Origin of the sequence: Desulfosporosinus cupriresistens, assembly GCF_001707885.1 — a bacterium.
Lineage (GTDB): Bacteria > Bacillota > Desulfitobacteriia > Desulfitobacteriales > Desulfitobacteriaceae > Desulfosporosinus.
On the sequence record NZ_MASS01000010.1, the window covers coordinates 20134 to 37347 of the forward strand.

A 17214-nucleotide genomic window follows, 5' to 3' on the forward strand; every position below is an offset into this window, starting at 1 on the left:
TTCACCAAACATATTAATTTGTATCTTCGGAAATACTGATTAGGAAAATATTAAGGAGGCGGTCTTTTTGAGTAATAAAGATGAAGCTAAAAAAAGTGTTTCAGCCAGTGAATTAGAACAAATTAAAGATAAATTCCCCGAGATGGTCAAGAAATTTGACGATGTCAAAAAACAGGCTTATGAACCTCAAATCCAAGGACTAGGGCAAAATCATGGACAGCAGGCTCATCAACAAGGACAAGGACAAACGAGTTAATTAGTTCCATACCATAATCATACCTAAAGGAGAGCTTATCGGCTCTCCTTTTTCTTGTAAACGCTAAGAAAAGCCCACACCGTTTCCGATGAGAGCCAATAAGGAGGTTAAAGAGGAGAATAAAAATTCATGTCGAGGGATGTTATGCCTCAAATTCAATAATCATGCTAATGTTTTCTTAGCATTTGGCCCCTTGCTCTGTGCGTTCCGATTAATCACTGTTGGGTGAGCCAAATGGGTTTTTTTTGTGTGTTCCTCTAATTCATTATCATCTCTACTTAAGACATCAGACAACAATCTGTGATCATGAAGTAGGTTGATTAAGATGCGCTCATCTTTTGTCTGGGTAGTTCGGGCATTGGTGAGAATACTTAGAGGCCGATAAATTGGTAAATCCTCAATTTTTAAGATTTTAAATGTTTTCTGCTCGCATTCTCGACTGACCGTTAAAGAGGAGATAATTGTTATGCCAAGTCCTGCCGAAACCAGTTGTTTAATCGCCTGAGTACTTCCCAATTCCATCGTTATATTCAATTCATTCGGATCTAGCCCTCTCTCTTTAAGGGCCATCTCCATTACCTTGCGAGTGCCAGAACCATCCTCACGTGTTACCAGTCGCTCATGGGGAAGTTCAGCTAAGTTAATGCTATCTCTTGACGCCCAGTGGTGAAAATGGGGAATTGCAACTACCAACTCGTCTTTCCAGAAACTCTCTACATTAAGGTCTTTGTGCGAGGTAACTGGCCCTTCGATTAGACCAATATGTATTTTTTTCTCTAATACATCCTGAGAAATTGATTCAGTATTAGCGATCTTTACTTTAAAGTCCACGTTTGGATGAGTCTTGTGCAGATAAGCAAGGATGTTGGGAAGAACATATTCTCCAATCGTTAAAGTTGCACCGAGATAGATCAGTCCTCTTTGGTTTTTGGTAAGGGCACCAATCTGTTCTTTGGCATTCGAAAGAAGGTCTAAGACACTTCGAACATGGGTATAAAAAACTTGTCCTTCTTTAGTCAACGTAACCCCCTTATTAGAGCGATCGAAAAAACGAGCACCATACTCGTTCTCCAGATTCTGAATCTGTAAGCTAATACTGGGCTGGCTCATGTGAAGCTTCTTAGCCGATAAAGTAATATTTTTGGTTTCTACAACATCTTTAAACACGAGAAAGTGTTGTTCCATGATGCATCTCCCCTCCTAGATCCTCTATATCAAAAATAGCACTCTCCAATTCGCACGTATGCTTCGCCTTCCTAAATAGTTATAAACAATCCAAGAAAATTTTAAAAAAGTTAGCGCATAAAAACGTGTCCCCAGTAAAAACAAAATATTGTTTGAATAGTCTAATAATATTATATTTTTGGATTATTTTCTATATTCTATTGCTGCAATATTTTACATTTCATGTAAAATATATTTAAGTATTAAAATTACTCTTAATCAAAATGATTTCAGGTTCGCAATATTGTCAAATATTTTAGGTTCCCGTTTAAATTTTAGCTATTCAGAATCCACAGAATTATCTTGCAATTACTATGCCAACTCGTTGTAATTTAGATTCTAGATCTTCTCTCTTCTCCTGTGCCGGATGTTGTAGGCCTTTTTAACCTTATAAATCCCCTAAGAATGATAATTCTTTAAATGTACACGTTTATTTACACTTTTAGCCTGCAGAACTCGCAACCCACTTTAGCCCTGACTTCGCAATTATGTCAACGAATGGATACATGTGCTAATTAGTTTGCAGCTTAACAACTCCCTATCATGAATGAATTAAGCCACAACAACACTAAATCACAGCCCTATTCCATCCTCATAGGCTTTTCGATTCATACTTTTCTTCTACATAAGTATTTACTTCTTTTAGACATAGAAAAGCTCCCCTCCTAGTAAACAGATTTTTATCATTTAACCTGTCTACCTTTAGGGGAGCATATCATTTCCGGTGAGAGCTCAAGATCTGTTTAACCCAAGGCTTGAATGATATCCTGAAATACCTTATCAATGGGTTGATCTCCATTAATCCGCTTAACTAATCCTTTTTCTTCATAGAAAGCAATCAAAGGTTCTGTTTGCTTATTATAAACGCTTAAACGATTCTCGGCTGTTTCGATCGTGTCATCGGAACGCTGATAAAGCTCTCCACCACATTGGCAAACTCCTTCTTTTGCAGGCTTGTTAAAGACCATGTGATAGGATGCTCCACATGTTCGACATATCCGTCGCCCAGTTAAGCGAGGTATTAACACCTCATGCGCGACTTCGATGTTGATAACACCATCGAGCTTGATGCCAAGACGATCTAAAATCTCCGCTAAAGCACTACCTTGCGCTAGTGTACGTGGGAATCCATCAAGAAGAAAGCCAGCCGCACAATCCGGTTGAGCTAAGCGCTCCTCAACAATCCCAATGGTCACTTCATCAGGAACCAAACCTCCAGCGTCCATAAACGACTTAGCCTTTAGGCCCATTGCCGTTCCCTCTTTTATAGCTGCTCTAAACATATCACCCGTAGAAATGTGCGGAATTTTAAAACGTTCGACAAGTGGATTAGCCTGTGTTCCTTTTCCTGCTCCAGGGCCACCCATTAATATTATTCTCATATCGTTTCCTCCTTCATTTTCCTTAATCCTCGCTGCCTTCAGCCGGATTACGCTAGTTGATAGTTTATTTCTAGCTTTGATCGCAGTCCTGCTGACACTAGTTTTTGAACTCACTGCACTCAAGAACATCTATTTAGCTGGAACATCACTTCTAAATTGTAGTTCCTACTTCATATCCTCCCTTCTGTCTATTTTCTTCGACAAGAGGAAGGATATTCCTGCATCTATTCCAATCTCACACGCTTGTTTTGCTGTACCATGTGATTAATTGATCAAGCCCCCTGAACTCAACGCCACCTTGCACTGCTCTAATTATTTTGCAAAAAAAATCCCTCACAAGGAGGGGAGTGAAGGAAAAAAGAATGAAAAAAAGCTATATATTAACCGCTGAAGTAGCGGGTAATCATTTGTTGTGTTTATAATAACCTAGTCCTGTTACCGTTTTGTGACCTATATATGTAGAATATGTGAAGGGTTTATAAATGAAATTCGCCCAAATCAGGCGTAAAAATATTAAGCCACAGCGCAGTTATCTGTATTCACTTAAAACGAGTCATGAGTTTGATCAAGCACCACTCCATTATGTGCAATAGTAATAAGCTACTAATAGTGCCCTTGGCGTTGCTGAGGGTTTCATGTGACTGTGAGGCGCACAAAAAACCCCCTCGCTAGGAGGGGGAATGAAGGAGGATGATTGAAGAAAAAAAGTAAGATTTATGTTAACCGCTAAATTAACGGGTAATTGTCTATGATAACTGATTATGCCGATTATTCACTGTAAAACCACATTCTTGATAAGGATGGCAGAATACCGATCAACAATAGAGGAATAATTAATTTAACCCTTATGCCCATCCCTTTGTAAAAATTTTTTCACAAAAAACATTTACTAGCAAGTTTTATTCTACTTTTTATATCATAAACCATATTTGTTACCCTTCCATGAACTTTATGTAAAGAATATGTTAAACCTTATAATGGGAAAGAGCTTAAGTAAATAGTTACAAAATCCCTACTGCGCCCGGGTTGTAAGGTTCTTGCTCCAGTCGTATGAATTAGCCTTATTCACATGATATACATATAGATTCTCATATCTCTCAGCTGCGACCAAATCATTTCGATCAAGAGCTTGAAGTAACTTACCTAGCGCCTCCTGTGATTTATGGTAATTCCAATATATTCTTATCAAAACCGCCAACTTATTCAAGGTTGTTCTCCTTCCTTCCACTTAAATACTTTAATAACCGAACAAAAGAGGTTTCAGCTGCGTCGCAGGAACAATCAGCAACAATGTGTATCGGTGGGCCAGTCCGCAGATGCCATATATTGCATAGATTTATTTGGAGGATATTTGTGTATTGTGTCGAATTTCTACTTACAAGAGTAAATTATGCACAATAAAGCTGAATCTAGGTTCACCTAGAGCGGGGGACTTTTTTTTGTGGGGTGAATCACACGTATCAACGCGTAGGGCTTACACCTTATCGCCCGAACCCGTCAACTAACCTCGTAAGCTAAGAAAGGTGAAAACAAAATGCCAATTTCTCCAGGACTATGGAGGTTATCTGGAGTAACTCTTGCCGGAATTTTCTTGGCAGGTAGTATCTTAGTGCAATCAACTTCTCAATCCTCAGTTGTCCAGCCTGTGATGAAACAAGTGGTATTAGCGTCCGACATTTCGTTTACTAACATTACTCCGTTCCTGCATCAACAAACTGTTCAGACTGTAACAAACTCTTCAGTCAATAGCTCTCAACCAATACATATCCAGGTGGTGGTAGCGAGAAAAACTCAGTCTGCGAAAAAACAAGTCTCGCGCGGAAACAGTGAATCTTCAACCATTGTGGAGCATGCTCTTAGTTTGTTAGGAACAACCTACGTTTTTGGCGGAACAACTAAAAAGGGATTCGATTGTTCAGGATTTACCCAGTATATCTATGGCGCGTCTGGTATATCCCTTCCTCGTACATCCTATAAACAATTTACATCCGGAGTTAGTGTCAGCAAGAATGAGCTTCAGTTAGGCGATTTAGTATTTTTCTCCACATATACTAAAGGAGCCTCTCATGTGGGCATTTACATCGGTGGAGGACGTTTTGTTCATGCTGATAACCCCCGTCTTGGCGTCACGATAACAGACCTTAGCAATAGCTATTATGCTGCCCGTTATCTTGGAGCCCGCCGGTATAATTAGCGGTCAAAACCCCGAAAGAAAGAGCAACAGCGTTCCACTAAATCATGTTGAATACATTGTAAAAGCAATAGTAACATGTAATCACTCATAATAAGAATGTTTATCTCAACAAAGGAATATAATAATGCTGTAGTCCATTCCTATTGGATCAGGAATGGACTACTATTTTTTTCCAAAGTTATAGCACAAAGTTTTGGGAGAAAGAGTCTAACATTAGCTACAAGGTACTAGAATCATGTTGGATGTCGTAAAAACACTAAGAATGTCGAGTGGCAGGAAATACTGCTCAAAGTATGGAAAACTAATGTTATCTAAATATAAGAAGAGCTAAATGGAGGATAGGAAAAAGTCGGGCCTAAACGTATTTATTGTGTAATAGAGAGGTTTTAATATGGTTTATATCCTTTGGTTATTTGTGATGGCCTTAGCAGGAACAGCCTTGGCTAAAAAAATGAAGTTTCCCTATCCAATTGCACTGGTTCTGCTAGGAACCAGTGTTGGGACTTTTTCCATATTTAATGAACTCAAACTTCATTTCATGGATGAGGATGTATTTCGCAATATTGTCATAGACATCTTCTTGCCAGCTCTCATCGGCGAAGCATCCCTCAAGCTTTCGTTTCGAAAAATAAGAGCAAACTCTCGCGCTATTTTGTCCTTAGCTATAGGTGGAACTTTAATTTCGTACCTTACCACTGGGTTATTAATCGCTTATCTCCTGCACTGGCCTTTACAAGTAGCTTTGGTGTTCGGTGCATTGATGTCGGCGACTGATCCTGTTAGTATCGTCTCAATTTTTAAAAGCCTCGGGGTAAACAAAGATCTTGAGATTACTATGGAAGGTGAGAGCCTTGCTAATGACGGCGTTGCCATTGTTTTATTTAAGCTAACTGTCTTTTCGTATGCCATGATCACTTCTTCTGGATGGATGGGAATCGGGTTTGGGATATTTGAGTTTCTCAAAGTATCTTTAGGTGGAGCATTAGTTGGAAGTGTTTTTGGGTTTATCGCTTCGAGAGTAGTAAGTCACTTTGATGACTATCCTCTGGAAAATAGTTTTTCAATTGCATTATTCTATGGTACATACTTTTTATCTGAATCACTTCATTTTTCAGGAGTGATTGCTATTGTTGCAGCAGGATTAGTATTGGGTAATTACGGAAGAAGCATTGGAATGAGTGAAAAGACCCAACAGAGCATAGAAGTTTTTTGGGATACAATAGCGTTTATAGGGAACTCCCTGATTTTTTATTTAGTAGGGCTGGAGATTCAACAGATCAGTATTAGTCAATATTGGGGCTATATTATAATTGCTATCGGGGTAGCGATTATATCCCGGAGTATCGCAGTATATCTCTCGACCATGGGAACTACGTTGCCGACTAGTTGGAAACATATCCTTAACTGGGGAGGGCTAAAGGGATCTCTATCCATTGCCCTTGCCATGAGTCTACCATCAAACTTCCCGCAACGAGAGGCTATTGTAGGCTTGATCTTCGGAGTAGTGTTTTTCTCTCTTGTTGGACAAGGACTTACAATTGGGCCACTTATCAAACGCATGCCGAATGTTGGTATTCAAAAGGTCAAGTAATAGCGTATAATTAAAACAAGGTAGCCATGTCGACTACCTTGTTACTCGCCTATTTATTTTCGAATGTTGTACAGGCTGTGCCATCGCTTGTATTGGCAATACCATCACCCATTGCATTCACTTCTAAAGCTTCTGCATGGCAAGACTGGTTTTTGTTATAAGAACAGTTCTCGACACCACATTTAACCTTCATACTTGGTGATTCCATACTTTTCGCCCCCTTTCACTATGTATTATGTCCCTTACTAAATACATATATCACGAACCGGCGGCTTCCAATTGTTGGGTCCAGGTTTTATTCTACCGTAAAACGCACTTCAACTTCATTCTTGGCTTCAATTATAAAGGACACATTTTCCTCAATCGGTTTATAATTGACGGCGATAATATCGTTCAAATTAATCCAAAACACTTTCATATCAGCGCCCCATAAAGAAACCTTATCATCTGCTACATCAATATATTCTATAACTCCAAAATCCATAGAGCATTCTACAACACAATTAACTTCTATGCATTTCAAGTTTTTGCCCATGAATTTCTCGTTGAGAAATTTCACAAATTCGATTTTCGCTGTTAAGGTTAACATTAATATTCTCTCCTGTCATTCTAATTCTAAGATGTTTTATTATAACATACATGACGACACTGTGATTATACATGATGTCGTGTATAATTGTATCAAGTGAAAATTTGATAGGAACTAAAATGCATAAGTAAGCTAGAGGCTAGCCGAAGCCCTGGTACCGACAATGAAGGAGGAATCCCTAATGCAGTGTACTCTCGAACAACAAGAACGAGTAAACCAAATGAAAGCCAAGGCTCAAGCAAACATGAAGCAAATTATGGACTTTGTGCTCAGTTATCCTAAAGTATGGTTTTTCATAGTCACAGACGATAACCTTCGTGTATCAATTGAAAATGTTTCTGTTAAGCCCAATGGTCTTAGGGCAGTTATTTTTACAGATACCTTTAATGCTGAACTTAAGCTACACAAATTAGAATTGAATCAAGAGGAACTTGATTCAGATACGCACAGTTTAAGCTTCATTGATGCATATACAAAAAAATCCATTGGTTCATTAACTGGATTCTTAAAATGAGAATAAAATGATTTTATTCTCCTCTTGCAGGGTTTTCAAATTCTCTCTCGAATCTCTATTTTTAGAGGTGATATAATTTGAATAATCAATATCTTGTAATTCCGATTTCGGATGAAAAGCGTCAACGCCTTAACTATGTGTGTAATATATTAGATATTACAATCGAAAAATTCTTTGACACCGCACTGCTTGAAGCACAAATGGAAATAATCAGCATGGAAGCATTTAAGCCTGGCGGCGCTTTTTGGAACGGTGGAGAACAAACGTTTAAGCAAGACGTCGATTAAGAAATTCATAGTTCAAGATGATCATTTCTGTGAATCTTGGACTTTTTCTTTCCTTGTACGTTATGGTTTTGACAGTTCTTTGTACCCTTAAAGGCTTAAGCAATGGCAAGGTTAGACCATTTTTAACTTTATCTCTTCTCAAAAGCCATTTCTAAAAAAGCCTTATTCGAGTTTTCCACATGTCTTTTAGCTGCGACATCAGCTCCGGAGCTATCATGGTTTCGTAGCGCCTCAATGATCGTTTTATGCTCCTCCCAAGCTTCTTCAGGCCGACCAGGCTTGGAATAAGCAACTTGAGTGAATTTAGTAATATATTCCCTCAGAGTATCAAGAAAATCATATAAACGTGGGCTTTCAGCAGCTCTATAGATTATCTCATGAAACTTATCGTTTAATTGGTTAGACTTTTTAAAGTTTCCTTTTCTATGTTCATCGAAAATCTGCATAGCTAGCAAATCTAAACGTTCTAACTCTCGGGGTTTAATCTTTGTGGCTGCAATATTGCAAATGAGTGCTTCCAACGATGTCCTAATGAGCAGTATCTCGACGATATCTGCCTTAGTAAAGCCGGAGACAACGACCCCTTTACGTGGGATATGAGTTACCAATCTCTCCAATTCGAGCTTACGAATCGCTTCGCGTACTGGAGTCCTGCTAACCCCTAGTTGTTCTGCAATATTGCGTTCCACGAGTCTCTGCCCCGGTTCCAGTTTTTTGTCCAGAATAGCATTTCTCAGTATCGAAAATACTGAATCTCGAATATGACCCATGTCATCAAACTTAATAGGTGAAAACTGATGTGTCACTTTCTTGCTCCTTTTAAAACTCTTATTGATATTAATCTCATCGCAATTATAATTCTTCAATGAGTTAAAGGCAAGAAAATATGGTATACCGTATTCCAAGAAATTGATAAGACCTCTAGGAATTATAAACCATAGCAGCTTTTTATGTGTAGTTGAAAACCCTTTAAGCAAATAATGGCTACACGGCGCACTGAACAAAAGAAGGCACTCATTCTGATCAATGAGCACCTTCCAATTATATTGAAGTTCACACTGTATAGAGATTCTCAAACCGATTACTACAAGGGTTTAAACATATTTTTGTTAGCTCCGCATAATGGACATCTCCAAGTATCCGGCAACTCTTCAAAGGGGACATCTTTAGGTATTTTACTCTTCTTACAACCTTTATCAGAATTATAGATGTACCCACAATTCACCATTTGGCATTGCCACATCTTATGTTCTTCGCTCATCTCTATGCACCTCCTATTTAATTTTATCATTAATTAATAAAAACTTCAAATTGAAAATGAGTGAGATTAAAAAGAGAGCTCGTCATCGAGCTCTCTTTCCCCTACTTATTAGCAACCTCCACCACAACTTGAGCAGCAGCCATCGCCGCAACTTCCGCCATTATCGGCCTTTGGTGTACGTATTTCGAAACCACCACCATTTTCTGACTCAACATAGTCAATGACAGCGCCTTCTAAATAATTTGTTAGTTTTTTATCAATAATCACCGAAACACCATGTTCTTGATCAAGAATATCTTCATCTGTTTTTGACTCATCCAAAGTCATACCGAAATTTGGTCCACCGCAGCCAACCCCTGCGAGATAGAGACGAAGCAATGCATCTTCTTTATTTTGAGCTTTAAGCACTTCTTTGATTTTTTGGGCTGCAAATTCTGTAATTTTGATCATTCTACTAATCACTCCTTTTCTTTGGGTATTGTTTAAGTTTAGTACACTTTTTTCCTTTTAGCAAGGCTATTAGCTGTTGCCTAGGAAATGATTAGGGTGCACAACTCGAGACAGTCTCTATTCGACGCTTATCTGTCAAATAGCACCTCACTATATAATGAGCCTTGCGAATTTGCCAATGCCTGATAGACCGCTGACACAACGATGTTGCTTTCCTTCAAAAGGGCATTTGACGCAATATAGTCGACTACTCGGAGCGCGATGCCGCACCCGGCTTTGATGCTGGACGGCAATGGCATCACCCCTACGGAATGTCCTCCCTGCAACAGTGCCTTTTCGGCAAAAATGGCCTCATGTGTGTTGGCGAAAGTAAGAATATAAGACACAAAAAGCCTCCTAAATATTGATAAGCCGCTTCGCACCAGCCATAGCTGTAACGATGCCATACATGTTAGCGATCTCACCGACTCCAAGCTTCTCCGTAATTTCGTAATAATTAGTGCAGGTGCCACAGGTCAGGATAACTGTTCCAGCTGCTTCCAGAGCACGCAGATCTTCTAAGCTGTTAGAATCACTACTGGTAAGTTGTGACCCCGAATTGAAGAACAAAACATGCGTGGGCGGCGGCACAAGCTCCTGCAGGGCATAGATAAAACCTTTGATCAGAATATGTCCAAGCTCCGGGCTGCCTTCCCCCATAGTATCCCGGCCGATAGCAACGACCAACCCTGAACTATCCTCTGGCGTTTGACTTACTACAGCGCAGCCTCCGCCTGCAACGATTGTTACTTCGATAACACCGTTTTCTTTTTGCATATATTCACTTTGATAACCCAGACCCGTTGCCATCTTTTGCAGATTTTGCCGTGAAATATCGCTGTCGACTAAGACAACGATAACCCCGCCTTCTTCCCCTAAGGCCTCGAGAGCCTTTTTGGCACGGATAACAGGTATGGGACAAGCAAGTCCAAGCGCATCAACTTGAGTCATATCCATTCCTCCTTATCGTAATAAAATCGGTAAGTCTTGCGCTAAAAGCACTTCGCCAACTATTGCAGCCTGCGGTTCGACTTCCTGAATGGTAGTTAGCAGCTCTTGAGCATAAGCTTTGGGCACGCTAAGAAACAACCCACCGGATGTCTGTGGATCCAACATCAGTTCTTGCAAAGCAAAAGGAGTATCGCCAAACTCTACAAAGCCCTGCATATAATTGCGGTTGCGTTGTGCAGCTGCAGTCAAGAGATAATCCCCGGCATACGCATAAGCTTGCGAAATATACGGCAACTCGGAAGGATATAGGAGCAACGATGTAGTGTCTCCAGCCATTTCCCTGGCATGTGCCAAGAGCCCAAATCCTGTGATGTCAGTACAGGCACTGATAGGAAAGCTGTGCATTTTCTCCGCTGCGTATTTGTTAAGTCTCTGCATGGAAGACAGTGCCGCCTGCACTGCCTGTTCATCGGCCATTTCTCCACGCAACGCCGCCATAACAATGCCCACGCCAAGCGGTTTAGTGAGGATCAGTTGATCCCCCGGTACCGGTGTATTGTTACGCCAAATCCGTTTGGGATCGAGGCGTCCAGTGACAGCCAACCCGTATTTCGTCTCTTTGTCATAGATGGAATGTCCACCACAAAGTACTGCCCCCGCCTCTTGTATCTTTTCCGCGCCACCTGATAATATTTCGCCCAAGGCTTCCAATTCCATGTGCTCCGGATAACAAACAAGATTCAAGGCGAAAAGCGGTGTACCACCCATAGCGTAGACATCGCTCAAGGCATTGGCAGCTGCGATGCGACCAAACAAGCGGGAATCATTCACCATCGGCGAAAAGAAATCGACAGTAGAAACAATGGCAGTATCTGCATCAATTTGATAGACAGCAGCATCATCGGAGGCATCGAAGCCAACCAATAGCTTGGGATCGCTGAAAGCAGGTAGGACGGACAACACCTTGGATAATTCGCCTGGGCCAATCTTAGCTCCGCAGCCGCCCGACGTACAGTTTGACAATAAGCTTATCATACGAATCACTTCCTTAACCGAGGTATTTACATTATACTAAGTATTAAATATTACCACTGCCTACAGATTGGAGAAAAAAATTAAAATGATTTATTTGGATAACGCCGCTACAACCCTAAAAAAACCGCTTTGCGTCAAAGAAGCTGTTTTACAGGCCATGGATACGTTTGGCAACGCTTCACGTGGTGCGCATGCACCGGCCCTTGACGCCCTTCGAATGATGATGGAAGCGCGGATAGCATTGGCCTCGCTTTTCGGACTTAGTGGTGACCCTATGCGCGTTGTATTTACACCTAATGCCACTGCAGCTCTAAACATCGCCATTACCGGTATCAAGGGACATATCGTCACGACCGCTGCCGAGCACAACTCTGTACTGCGACCTATATATCGGCGGGAGAATTATACTATTGTTCCTTGTGACAATTTGGGATGCATTTCGATAGAGGCAATTTCCTCTGCCATCCGACCAGATACTGGTGCTGTGGTACTCGCCCATGCTTCCAATGTCACAGGCAACGTATTAGATATTCAGTCAATCGGTGAGTTATGTGTAGCGCGTGGTGTGCACTTTATTGTCGATGCCGCCCAAAGTGCTGGACTTTTGCCTATCAATATGAAAAACATCTCCGCGCTTTGTTTTACAGGCCATAAATCTCTCTTTGGGCCGCAAGGGACCGGCGGGCTTTGTTTAGGAGCTGATTATAGGCCCCTACCTATGTATGTGGGGGGAAGTGGCCATCATTCCTTTGACCACAAACATCCTCAGGAATTGCCTGATGCGTTGGAAGCTGGTACGCAAAATGCACACGGGATTGCCGGGCTGTTGGCCGGCGTCCAATATATACAATCCACTGGACTGTCAGCAATCCACAACCAGGCAGACACGTTAGGGCGCCTGTTTGCGCATTCGCTTGCCGATACTCCTGGCGTTACGCTATACGGTGATCTGGCTGCGCCGCTCCGTACCCCCATAGTCTCTCTCAATATTGAAGGATATGACTCCGCTCAAGCAGCCAGTCTACTTTTTGAGAAGTACGACATTGCCGTGCGCGCAGGGGCCCATTGTGCACCGTTAATGCATGATTCGCTCAGCTTATCCGGCTCTGTCCGATTTTCCTTCTCGCATCTAAACACACGAGAAGAGACGCAATTTGCTGTTGAAGCCGTGCGCGCTTTAGCTAGTGGTAATGGAGTGTAAAACAATTAGTATCTTACCATTTCTTATATAGTGTTTCAATTAACCAAAACACTATATATCCTCATTCGTTTCGGATTATGTATTTATTATAGAATAAAGTATAGTCTTTTTAAAACTGGTAAGCTAGTCATTTTCAATGTTTTTCAGAATAAATTGTATATAATAGCAGTTGCTAATTGAAAGCAAGTGCTATTATCAGTTTTTAGGCTAGTAATGCCGCGCCAAGAGCAGCTGTCATTTCAGGCTCTGGCGGAATCACGACTTTCTCTTTCAACTCCTGTTCGAGAAAACGGACAAGGAGACTGTAATGTGCGCCTCCTCCAGTAAATATCAAACACTCTGGATGTCCAACGGATTCAACAAAATTAGCAAGTCGTTTTGCTGTACTATTGAAGAGACCTGCAATCACCTCAGGTTTAGGAGTTCCTTTAGCAAGCATGGTGATGACTTCAGATTCGGCAAAAACTGTACACATGGAATTAATAGGGATTGGCTTAGCTACTGCGGCTAAATCCAGCTCCTCGGAGGTTAGATCTAATCCCTTGAGGATAACATCTAAAAAACGCCCGGTTCCGGCAGCGCACTTATCATTCATAATAAACTGTACAACTTTTCCAGCTGGATTTTTTTTAATTACCTTAGCATCTTGTCCCCCTAAGTCTAGAATATACATTTGCTCTGGAAAATACGCGTGACACCCCCGGCCTTGACAGGAGATTTCTGTAATCACTCGCCCCTCAGGAAAGTTTACTCGACCATAGCCAGTAACTACAAGTTTTTCCGGTTTTTCTCCATGTTTTTCTACATAAGAATTTATAAGAGTTATCCCTGCTTGGACAGAGTCAAAACGAGAAGGTATGACTTGACTGTATACTCGCTCTCCGTTTTCAAGTACAACTAACTTGGTATTAACCGAGCCTAGATCTAACCCAGCCTGCTTCATGCACGAATCATCTCTAATAGAGCCTCAATGCGAGTTAAGAGTTGCCCTTGATCTTCTGCGGAAAAATCACTTTCTAAGCGCAAAAAGGGAATTGATTTCTTCTCCATTTCTTTACTCACAAAATAGCTTTCTACACCATAAGGCTGACAGAACTGCAAGGAGAAATCAATCACGGCATCGGCTTTTAAATTCTCAGCCATGAACGTGATATCTTCCATGCGCCCTTGGTTAGGAGTAAAGCAAGCACAATTCACCTTTAATGGACGTTTAGCGATATTGGTGAGCATATCCGAGACATTATCCGCAGGCTCTGTGACATCCTTATAATAGCGTTCTCCTGTGCAAGTTTCTTCCCCGACAACAACTGCCCCAGCTTGTTCGATTAAGGCATGAAGCTTCCATGCCGGAAGGGGTTGAGGGGTTCCGGTTACAAGAATTCTTGGTGCATCCACGGGGGCGACTCCGATCCCCTCTTTGACCCTCAGGTCAAGTTCGTCACACAGAGCATTTACTTGAGCAGCGAAGCGTACAGGATCATCAAAGAAGGAGAGTTGATTGATCAACAGCACATCTAAGCCATGAATAGGAGCTGGCTTATATTTTCTCAAGTTGGCTAATCTTTGTAGCGCTTGGCGCTTATTGTTAATCGTATGAATTCCTTGAGCTAGATTTTCGGCGGTTAAATTCACTTTAGTTTCGCGTTCGATGAAGGAAGCGAATTCACGCACTTCTTCTTCCCAAAGACGGGCGTCTTTGGCGTCTTTCTTTTGCGGGAGTTCCATTACATACGTTGGGATATGTTCATTGAGAATTTCCCACGCTTTCTTTTTCCCGTCGCAAGTTGTCTCTCCGATAACCCAATCGGAAACTTGAAAATATGGGCAAATCCGGTCGAGTTTAAAACCCATAGTGGACTTAATCAACGGACAGAGGTTGCGCGGCAAGACCTTTTCCCCTGAAGAAACTGTATACTGAGCCCCAGCACACAATCCAATGCTAGCACTCCCTGTCGCTACAACAATTTCTTCAGGAACATAGACGCAAAAGGTCGAAAACACTTTAGCGCCAGCTTCTTTCTTAGCATAGAGTTCGTGAACTCGGATTCCATGCACATCCCCAACGACTGCATCAAAATACCCCATTGCTTTAGGACGATTAGGTCTATCTAAAAACAAACTCGTAAAAATCGCTGGTACAGGGGCCAGGAAATCGTCATGTTTCCCTAAATCCATACCCAAAGCAGTCCATAGTTCTCTGTTATCCATTTCTTTATCCCCCTCGTTCTAATATAATTTTGTCGATACTGTTGGTATTTGTTTATTCATTCAACTAATATAATAGGCCAACCACAGAAATAATTCCCTCCATTATAACTATTTTATAATTTAATTTTATCACCAAAATGATATATATTAAAGGTTAACTTTATAGCCCATCCACTTTCCTTTGAGTATTCCACCTCAGATCATAAGCAAAAAAAAAGCCCTTACCATTTCTGGTGAGGACAAGAGAGAGTTAAGCGTAATCCGGAAGGATTGCTACATAATACTCATTGCAATATCCGTGCCAACTTTCAAATTGTCTCGATACTTATCTGTAATTCTACCTTGCTTAGAATTTAAGCTGCTTTAAACGATTAAATATTCAAAAAATACTCTCATCCTTAAGTCAAATAAATTGCATGAAAGCCTATTTTCGATTTATTTCGATACATTTTGCCCGGTAAGGTGTTCTATATTTGAACACTTTGCCTTATTATAATACACTTACCTCTTAGATTTAACAATCTTGTGTAAAGTCTTAACTGGCTAGGATAATGACTTTCTAAGTTTTAAGGCTACCTCATGTGTTAGAGCATAAACCTTTTCCGCTACCTCAATAGTACAGCTGCCCACTCCACAGCTTGGAGTAATTATCGACTGGCATAACAAAACTTTTCTGTCAATACCGTTCTGAACAAAAAAAGCAACATGTTGTTCAAAGAGTGTGGTCAAATCATCCGCTGTTAGCTCTAGAACTTTCGGGTTGGTTGGGATTAATCCCCAGGCTAATACTCCGCCTCTTTCCATAAAAGCCTTAAGTTCTTCTATATAAACAATCATGCTTGTAAAATACTCATAGGCATCAAAGTTAACGATATCTGTTTTTGACTGAAGAATCATTGACCAATCCGTACTGGCGCACACATGAATTCCCGCTCTTCCCTGAGCTAAATGAATTGAGTCAACAATTTCGTTCAGTTCATTAGTTATTTCTTCCTTCTTCAGAGTGATGAAGGTCGACTGACCATAGCCATATAATCCCGGCTCATCGATAAAAATGATCACAGGTTTGTTATACTGACTTAAAGTTTTGGTTTGCCAAAAGGCTTGCAACGCAAGAGATTTAACAACAATTTCTCGCAATTCTGAACTGTAATAAGAAGACCTTCTGTCTTGATCCGTTAACTGAAGCCCCAGGGTGACTGGTCCTGTTACTTGCCCTTTAATGAATTTAGCCTCATTAAAATCACCATTTGTTAGCTTTGCCAGAAAAGCATAAAATCCTTGCGCTGATTCTTCAGGAAATGAAAACAAATCAAAGTCGTTCGAATTACCTTCGATTATATCTAAATATTGATTGTAAAAATTAGTCACTTTGTCTAACCAATTTGCCTGAGAAGTATCAAAGAACAGTTTCCCGTCTTTCTCCACTACCAAACCCAGCTTGAACAGTGGAAAGGAATATTGATTTAACATGTCTTCGGAAGAAGCCTGGTTGGGCAATTGAGGCCAATGGGGTATTTCCTTTAAGGTTTGAATCAATTCTAAGGCATCCTTCGTCTTTAAATGCGGCAAACTGCCAATGCCTATGGCTAATAATGATAAATCAGTTTTCAAATTGCATGCTCCTTAGTTTTTATTGGGTACTTTTTAACGTCACAACCAATAAAATATTCTACATTATTACTTCTCCCTCTACATAACGCTTAGGCAACTTGGAAGGGAGAAAACTATTTGTAAAAAAACAGAAGGGGTTGAGAACTTTGGATAGAGATGATTTCGCTATTAAAAATGGATTTATTAGCTATGAGGAAATGCTTTCTAACAGCATTACAATTGTATACGACCATGGGATTTCCTATTTTGCGACAACCATTGACAGTAATGGCTGGTTGGCTTGGTTAGACAAACGCCCCGAGCAAGTTATAGGTATTTTTGAAACCTTAGAAAAAGCCCATGAACGATTATTTTATGTTTTCGCAGAGAAAGAATTCGAACAGATGAAGATAAGGGATCCTGATCATTTGTGTTAAGA

Annotated in this window: 19 protein-coding genes, 1 pseudogene and 1 riboswitch; of the genes and pseudogenes, 7 read left to right on the top strand and 13 right to left on the bottom strand. The window is 40.7% G+C overall.

Annotated elements, in window-relative coordinates; translation table 11 throughout:
• Positions 1-67 precede the first annotated feature (67 nt).
• Positions 68-256 (top strand): hypothetical protein, encoded by a 189-nt coding sequence (locus tag DSBG_RS05795; RefSeq protein ID WP_009612743.1) that lies wholly within the window; start codon positions 68-70, stop codon positions 254-256.
• A gap of 162 nt (positions 257-418) precedes the next feature.
• Here the strand turns inward: DSBG_RS05795 and DSBG_RS05800 are convergent, their stop codons facing one another.
• Both DSBG_RS05800 and DSBG_RS05805 read right to left on the bottom strand, forming a co-directional pair.
• Complete coding sequence (locus DSBG_RS05800) at positions 419-1441, bottom strand: LysR family transcriptional regulator (protein ID WP_068963248.1); 1023 nt, start codon at positions 1439-1441, stop codon at positions 419-421.
• Positions 1442-2223: 782 nt separating this feature from the next.
• The gene (locus DSBG_RS05805) at positions 2224-2862 is read right to left on the bottom strand and encodes an adenylate kinase (RefSeq protein WP_068963249.1); all 639 of its coding nucleotides are present in this window, start codon (positions 2860-2862) and stop codon (positions 2224-2226) included.
• A gap of 1391 nt (positions 2863-4253) precedes the next feature.
• Positions 4254-4393, top strand: a riboswitch (cyclic di-AMP (ydaO/yuaA leader).
• A gap of 249 nt (positions 4394-4642) precedes the next feature.
• On the opposite strand from DSBG_RS05805, the pseudogene DSBG_RS24185 reads away from it, so the two are divergent.
• Positions 4643-5056 (top strand): annotated as a pseudogene (locus DSBG_RS24185) (C40 family peptidase); the annotation flags it as partial.
• A gap of 391 nt (positions 5057-5447) precedes the next feature.
• Complete coding sequence (locus tag DSBG_RS05820) at positions 5448-6647, top strand: cation:proton antiporter (protein WP_068963252.1); 1200 nt, start codon at positions 5448-5450, stop codon at positions 6645-6647.
• 49 nt (positions 6648-6696) lie between these two features.
• Here DSBG_RS05820 and DSBG_RS05825 read toward each other — a convergent pair whose 3' ends face one another.
• Both DSBG_RS05825 and DSBG_RS05830 read right to left on the bottom strand, forming a co-directional pair.
• Positions 6697-6855, bottom strand: coding sequence for a DUF1540 domain-containing protein (locus tag DSBG_RS05825; RefSeq protein ID WP_068963253.1), 159 nt, complete (start codon positions 6853-6855; stop codon positions 6697-6699).
• An 87-nt stretch (positions 6856-6942) separates the two neighbouring features.
• A complete protein-coding gene (locus tag DSBG_RS05830) occupies positions 6943-7236 on the bottom strand; it encodes a hypothetical protein (RefSeq protein ID WP_068963254.1) in 294 nt (97 codons plus the stop codon).
• A 181-nt stretch (positions 7237-7417) separates the two neighbouring features.
• Between DSBG_RS05830 and DSBG_RS05835 the strand changes: the two genes are divergently transcribed.
• A complete protein-coding gene (locus DSBG_RS05835) occupies positions 7418-7750 on the top strand; it encodes a hypothetical protein (protein ID WP_068963255.1) in 333 nt (110 codons plus the stop codon).
• 77 nt (positions 7751-7827) lie between these two features.
• Positions 7828-8037 carry a hypothetical protein gene (locus DSBG_RS05840; protein ID WP_068963256.1) on the top strand — a complete coding sequence of 70 codons (210 nt, stop codon included), beginning with the start codon at positions 7828-7830 and terminating at the stop codon, positions 8035-8037.
• A gap of 128 nt (positions 8038-8165) precedes the next feature.
• On the opposite strand, the gene DSBG_RS05845 is transcribed toward DSBG_RS05840, so the two are convergent.
• The 6 genes from DSBG_RS05845 to selD all read right to left on the bottom strand — a co-directional run bounded on the left by DSBG_RS05845 (position 8166) and on the right by selD (position 11773).
• Complete coding sequence (locus DSBG_RS05845; protein WP_068963318.1) at positions 8166-8843, bottom strand: GntR family transcriptional regulator; 678 nt, start codon at positions 8841-8843, stop codon at positions 8166-8168.
• 278 nt (positions 8844-9121) lie between these two features.
• Positions 9122-9298 (bottom strand): rubredoxin, encoded by a 177-nt coding sequence (locus DSBG_RS05850; protein ID WP_068963257.1) that lies wholly within the window; start codon positions 9296-9298, stop codon positions 9122-9124.
• A 108-nt stretch (positions 9299-9406) separates the two neighbouring features.
• A complete protein-coding gene (locus DSBG_RS05855) occupies positions 9407-9748 on the bottom strand; it encodes a HesB/IscA family protein (protein WP_068963258.1) in 342 nt (113 codons plus the stop codon).
• 128 nt (positions 9749-9876) lie between these two features.
• Positions 9877-10134 carry a putative Se/S carrier protein gene (locus tag DSBG_RS05860; RefSeq protein WP_068963259.1) on the bottom strand — a complete coding sequence of 86 codons (258 nt, stop codon included), beginning with the start codon at positions 10132-10134 and terminating at the stop codon, positions 9877-9879.
• A gap of 10 nt (positions 10135-10144) precedes the next feature.
• Positions 10145-10738, bottom strand: a complete 594-nt coding sequence (yedF, locus tag DSBG_RS05865; RefSeq protein WP_068963260.1) for a sulfurtransferase-like selenium metabolism protein YedF — start codon at positions 10736-10738, stop codon at positions 10145-10147.
• 12 nt (positions 10739-10750) lie between these two features.
• The gene (selD, locus tag DSBG_RS05870) at positions 10751-11773 is read right to left on the bottom strand and encodes a selenide, water dikinase SelD (RefSeq protein ID WP_068963261.1); all 1023 of its coding nucleotides are present in this window, start codon (positions 11771-11773) and stop codon (positions 10751-10753) included.
• 85 nt (positions 11774-11858) lie between these two features.
• Here selD and DSBG_RS05875 point away from each other — a divergent pair, with 85 nt between their 5' ends.
• The gene (locus tag DSBG_RS05875; RefSeq protein ID WP_068963262.1) at positions 11859-12974 is read left to right on the top strand and encodes an aminotransferase class V-fold PLP-dependent enzyme; all 1116 of its coding nucleotides are present in this window, start codon (positions 11859-11861) and stop codon (positions 12972-12974) included.
• A 202-nt stretch (positions 12975-13176) separates the two neighbouring features.
• On the opposite strand, the gene DSBG_RS05880 is transcribed toward DSBG_RS05875, so the two are convergent.
• The 3 genes from DSBG_RS05880 to DSBG_RS05890 form a co-directional block, all read right to left on the bottom strand.
• Positions 13177-13917, bottom strand: coding sequence for an acyl-CoA dehydratase activase (locus DSBG_RS05880; RefSeq protein ID WP_068963263.1), 741 nt, complete (start codon positions 13915-13917; stop codon positions 13177-13179).
• A complete protein-coding gene (locus DSBG_RS05885; RefSeq protein ID WP_068963264.1) occupies positions 13914-15182 on the bottom strand; it encodes a double-cubane-cluster-containing anaerobic reductase in 1269 nt (422 codons plus the stop codon). The genes DSBG_RS05880 and DSBG_RS05885 overlap by 4 nt, the downstream gene beginning before the upstream one ends.
• Before the next feature lie 543 nt (positions 15183-15725).
• The gene (locus DSBG_RS05890; protein ID WP_068963265.1) at positions 15726-16796 is read right to left on the bottom strand and encodes a uroporphyrinogen decarboxylase/cobalamine-independent methonine synthase family protein; all 1071 of its coding nucleotides are present in this window, start codon (positions 16794-16796) and stop codon (positions 15726-15728) included.
• 146 nt (positions 16797-16942) lie between these two features.
• Between DSBG_RS05890 and DSBG_RS05895 the strand changes: the two genes are divergently transcribed.
• Positions 16943-17212, top strand: a complete 270-nt coding sequence (locus DSBG_RS05895) for a hypothetical protein (RefSeq protein ID WP_068963266.1) — start codon at positions 16943-16945, stop codon at positions 17210-17212.
• Positions 17213-17214: the final 2 nt, after the last annotated feature.

Coding starts and splice junctions, on each gene's coding strand:
- DSBG_RS05820 (WP_068963252.1), top strand. CDS start 5,448: ATGGTTTATATCCTTTGGTTATTTGTGATGGCCTTAGCAGGAACAGCC.
- DSBG_RS05805 (WP_068963249.1), bottom strand. CDS start 2,862: ATGAGAATAATATTAATGGGTGGCCCTGGAGCAGGAAAAGGAACACAG.
- yedF (WP_068963260.1), bottom strand. CDS start 10,738: ATGACTCAAGTTGATGCGCTTGGACTTGCTTGTCCCATACCTGTTATC.
- DSBG_RS05800 (WP_068963248.1), bottom strand. CDS start 1,441: ATGGAACAACACTTTCTCGTGTTTAAAGATGTTGTAGAAACCAAAAAT.
- DSBG_RS05835 (WP_068963255.1), top strand. CDS start 7,418: ATGCAGTGTACTCTCGAACAACAAGAACGAGTAAACCAAATGAAAGCC.
- DSBG_RS05875 (WP_068963262.1), top strand. CDS start 11,859: ATGATTTATTTGGATAACGCCGCTACAACCCTAAAAAAACCGCTTTGC.
- DSBG_RS05885 (WP_068963264.1), bottom strand. CDS start 15,182: ATGGATAACAGAGAACTATGGACTGCTTTGGGTATGGATTTAGGGAAA.
- selD (WP_068963261.1), bottom strand. CDS start 11,773: ATGATAAGCTTATTGTCAAACTGTACGTCGGGCGGCTGCGGAGCTAAG.
- DSBG_RS05880 (WP_068963263.1), bottom strand. CDS start 13,917: ATGAAGCAGGCTGGGTTAGATCTAGGCTCGGTTAATACCAAGTTAGTT.
- DSBG_RS05855 (WP_068963258.1), bottom strand. CDS start 9,748: ATGATCAAAATTACAGAATTTGCAGCCCAAAAAATCAAAGAAGTGCTT.
- DSBG_RS05850 (WP_068963257.1), bottom strand. CDS start 9,298: ATGAGCGAAGAACATAAGATGTGGCAATGCCAAATGGTGAATTGTGGG.
- DSBG_RS05830 (WP_068963254.1), bottom strand. CDS start 7,236: ATGTTAACCTTAACAGCGAAAATCGAATTTGTGAAATTTCTCAACGAG.
- DSBG_RS05825 (WP_068963253.1), bottom strand. CDS start 6,855: ATGGAATCACCAAGTATGAAGGTTAAATGTGGTGTCGAGAACTGTTCT.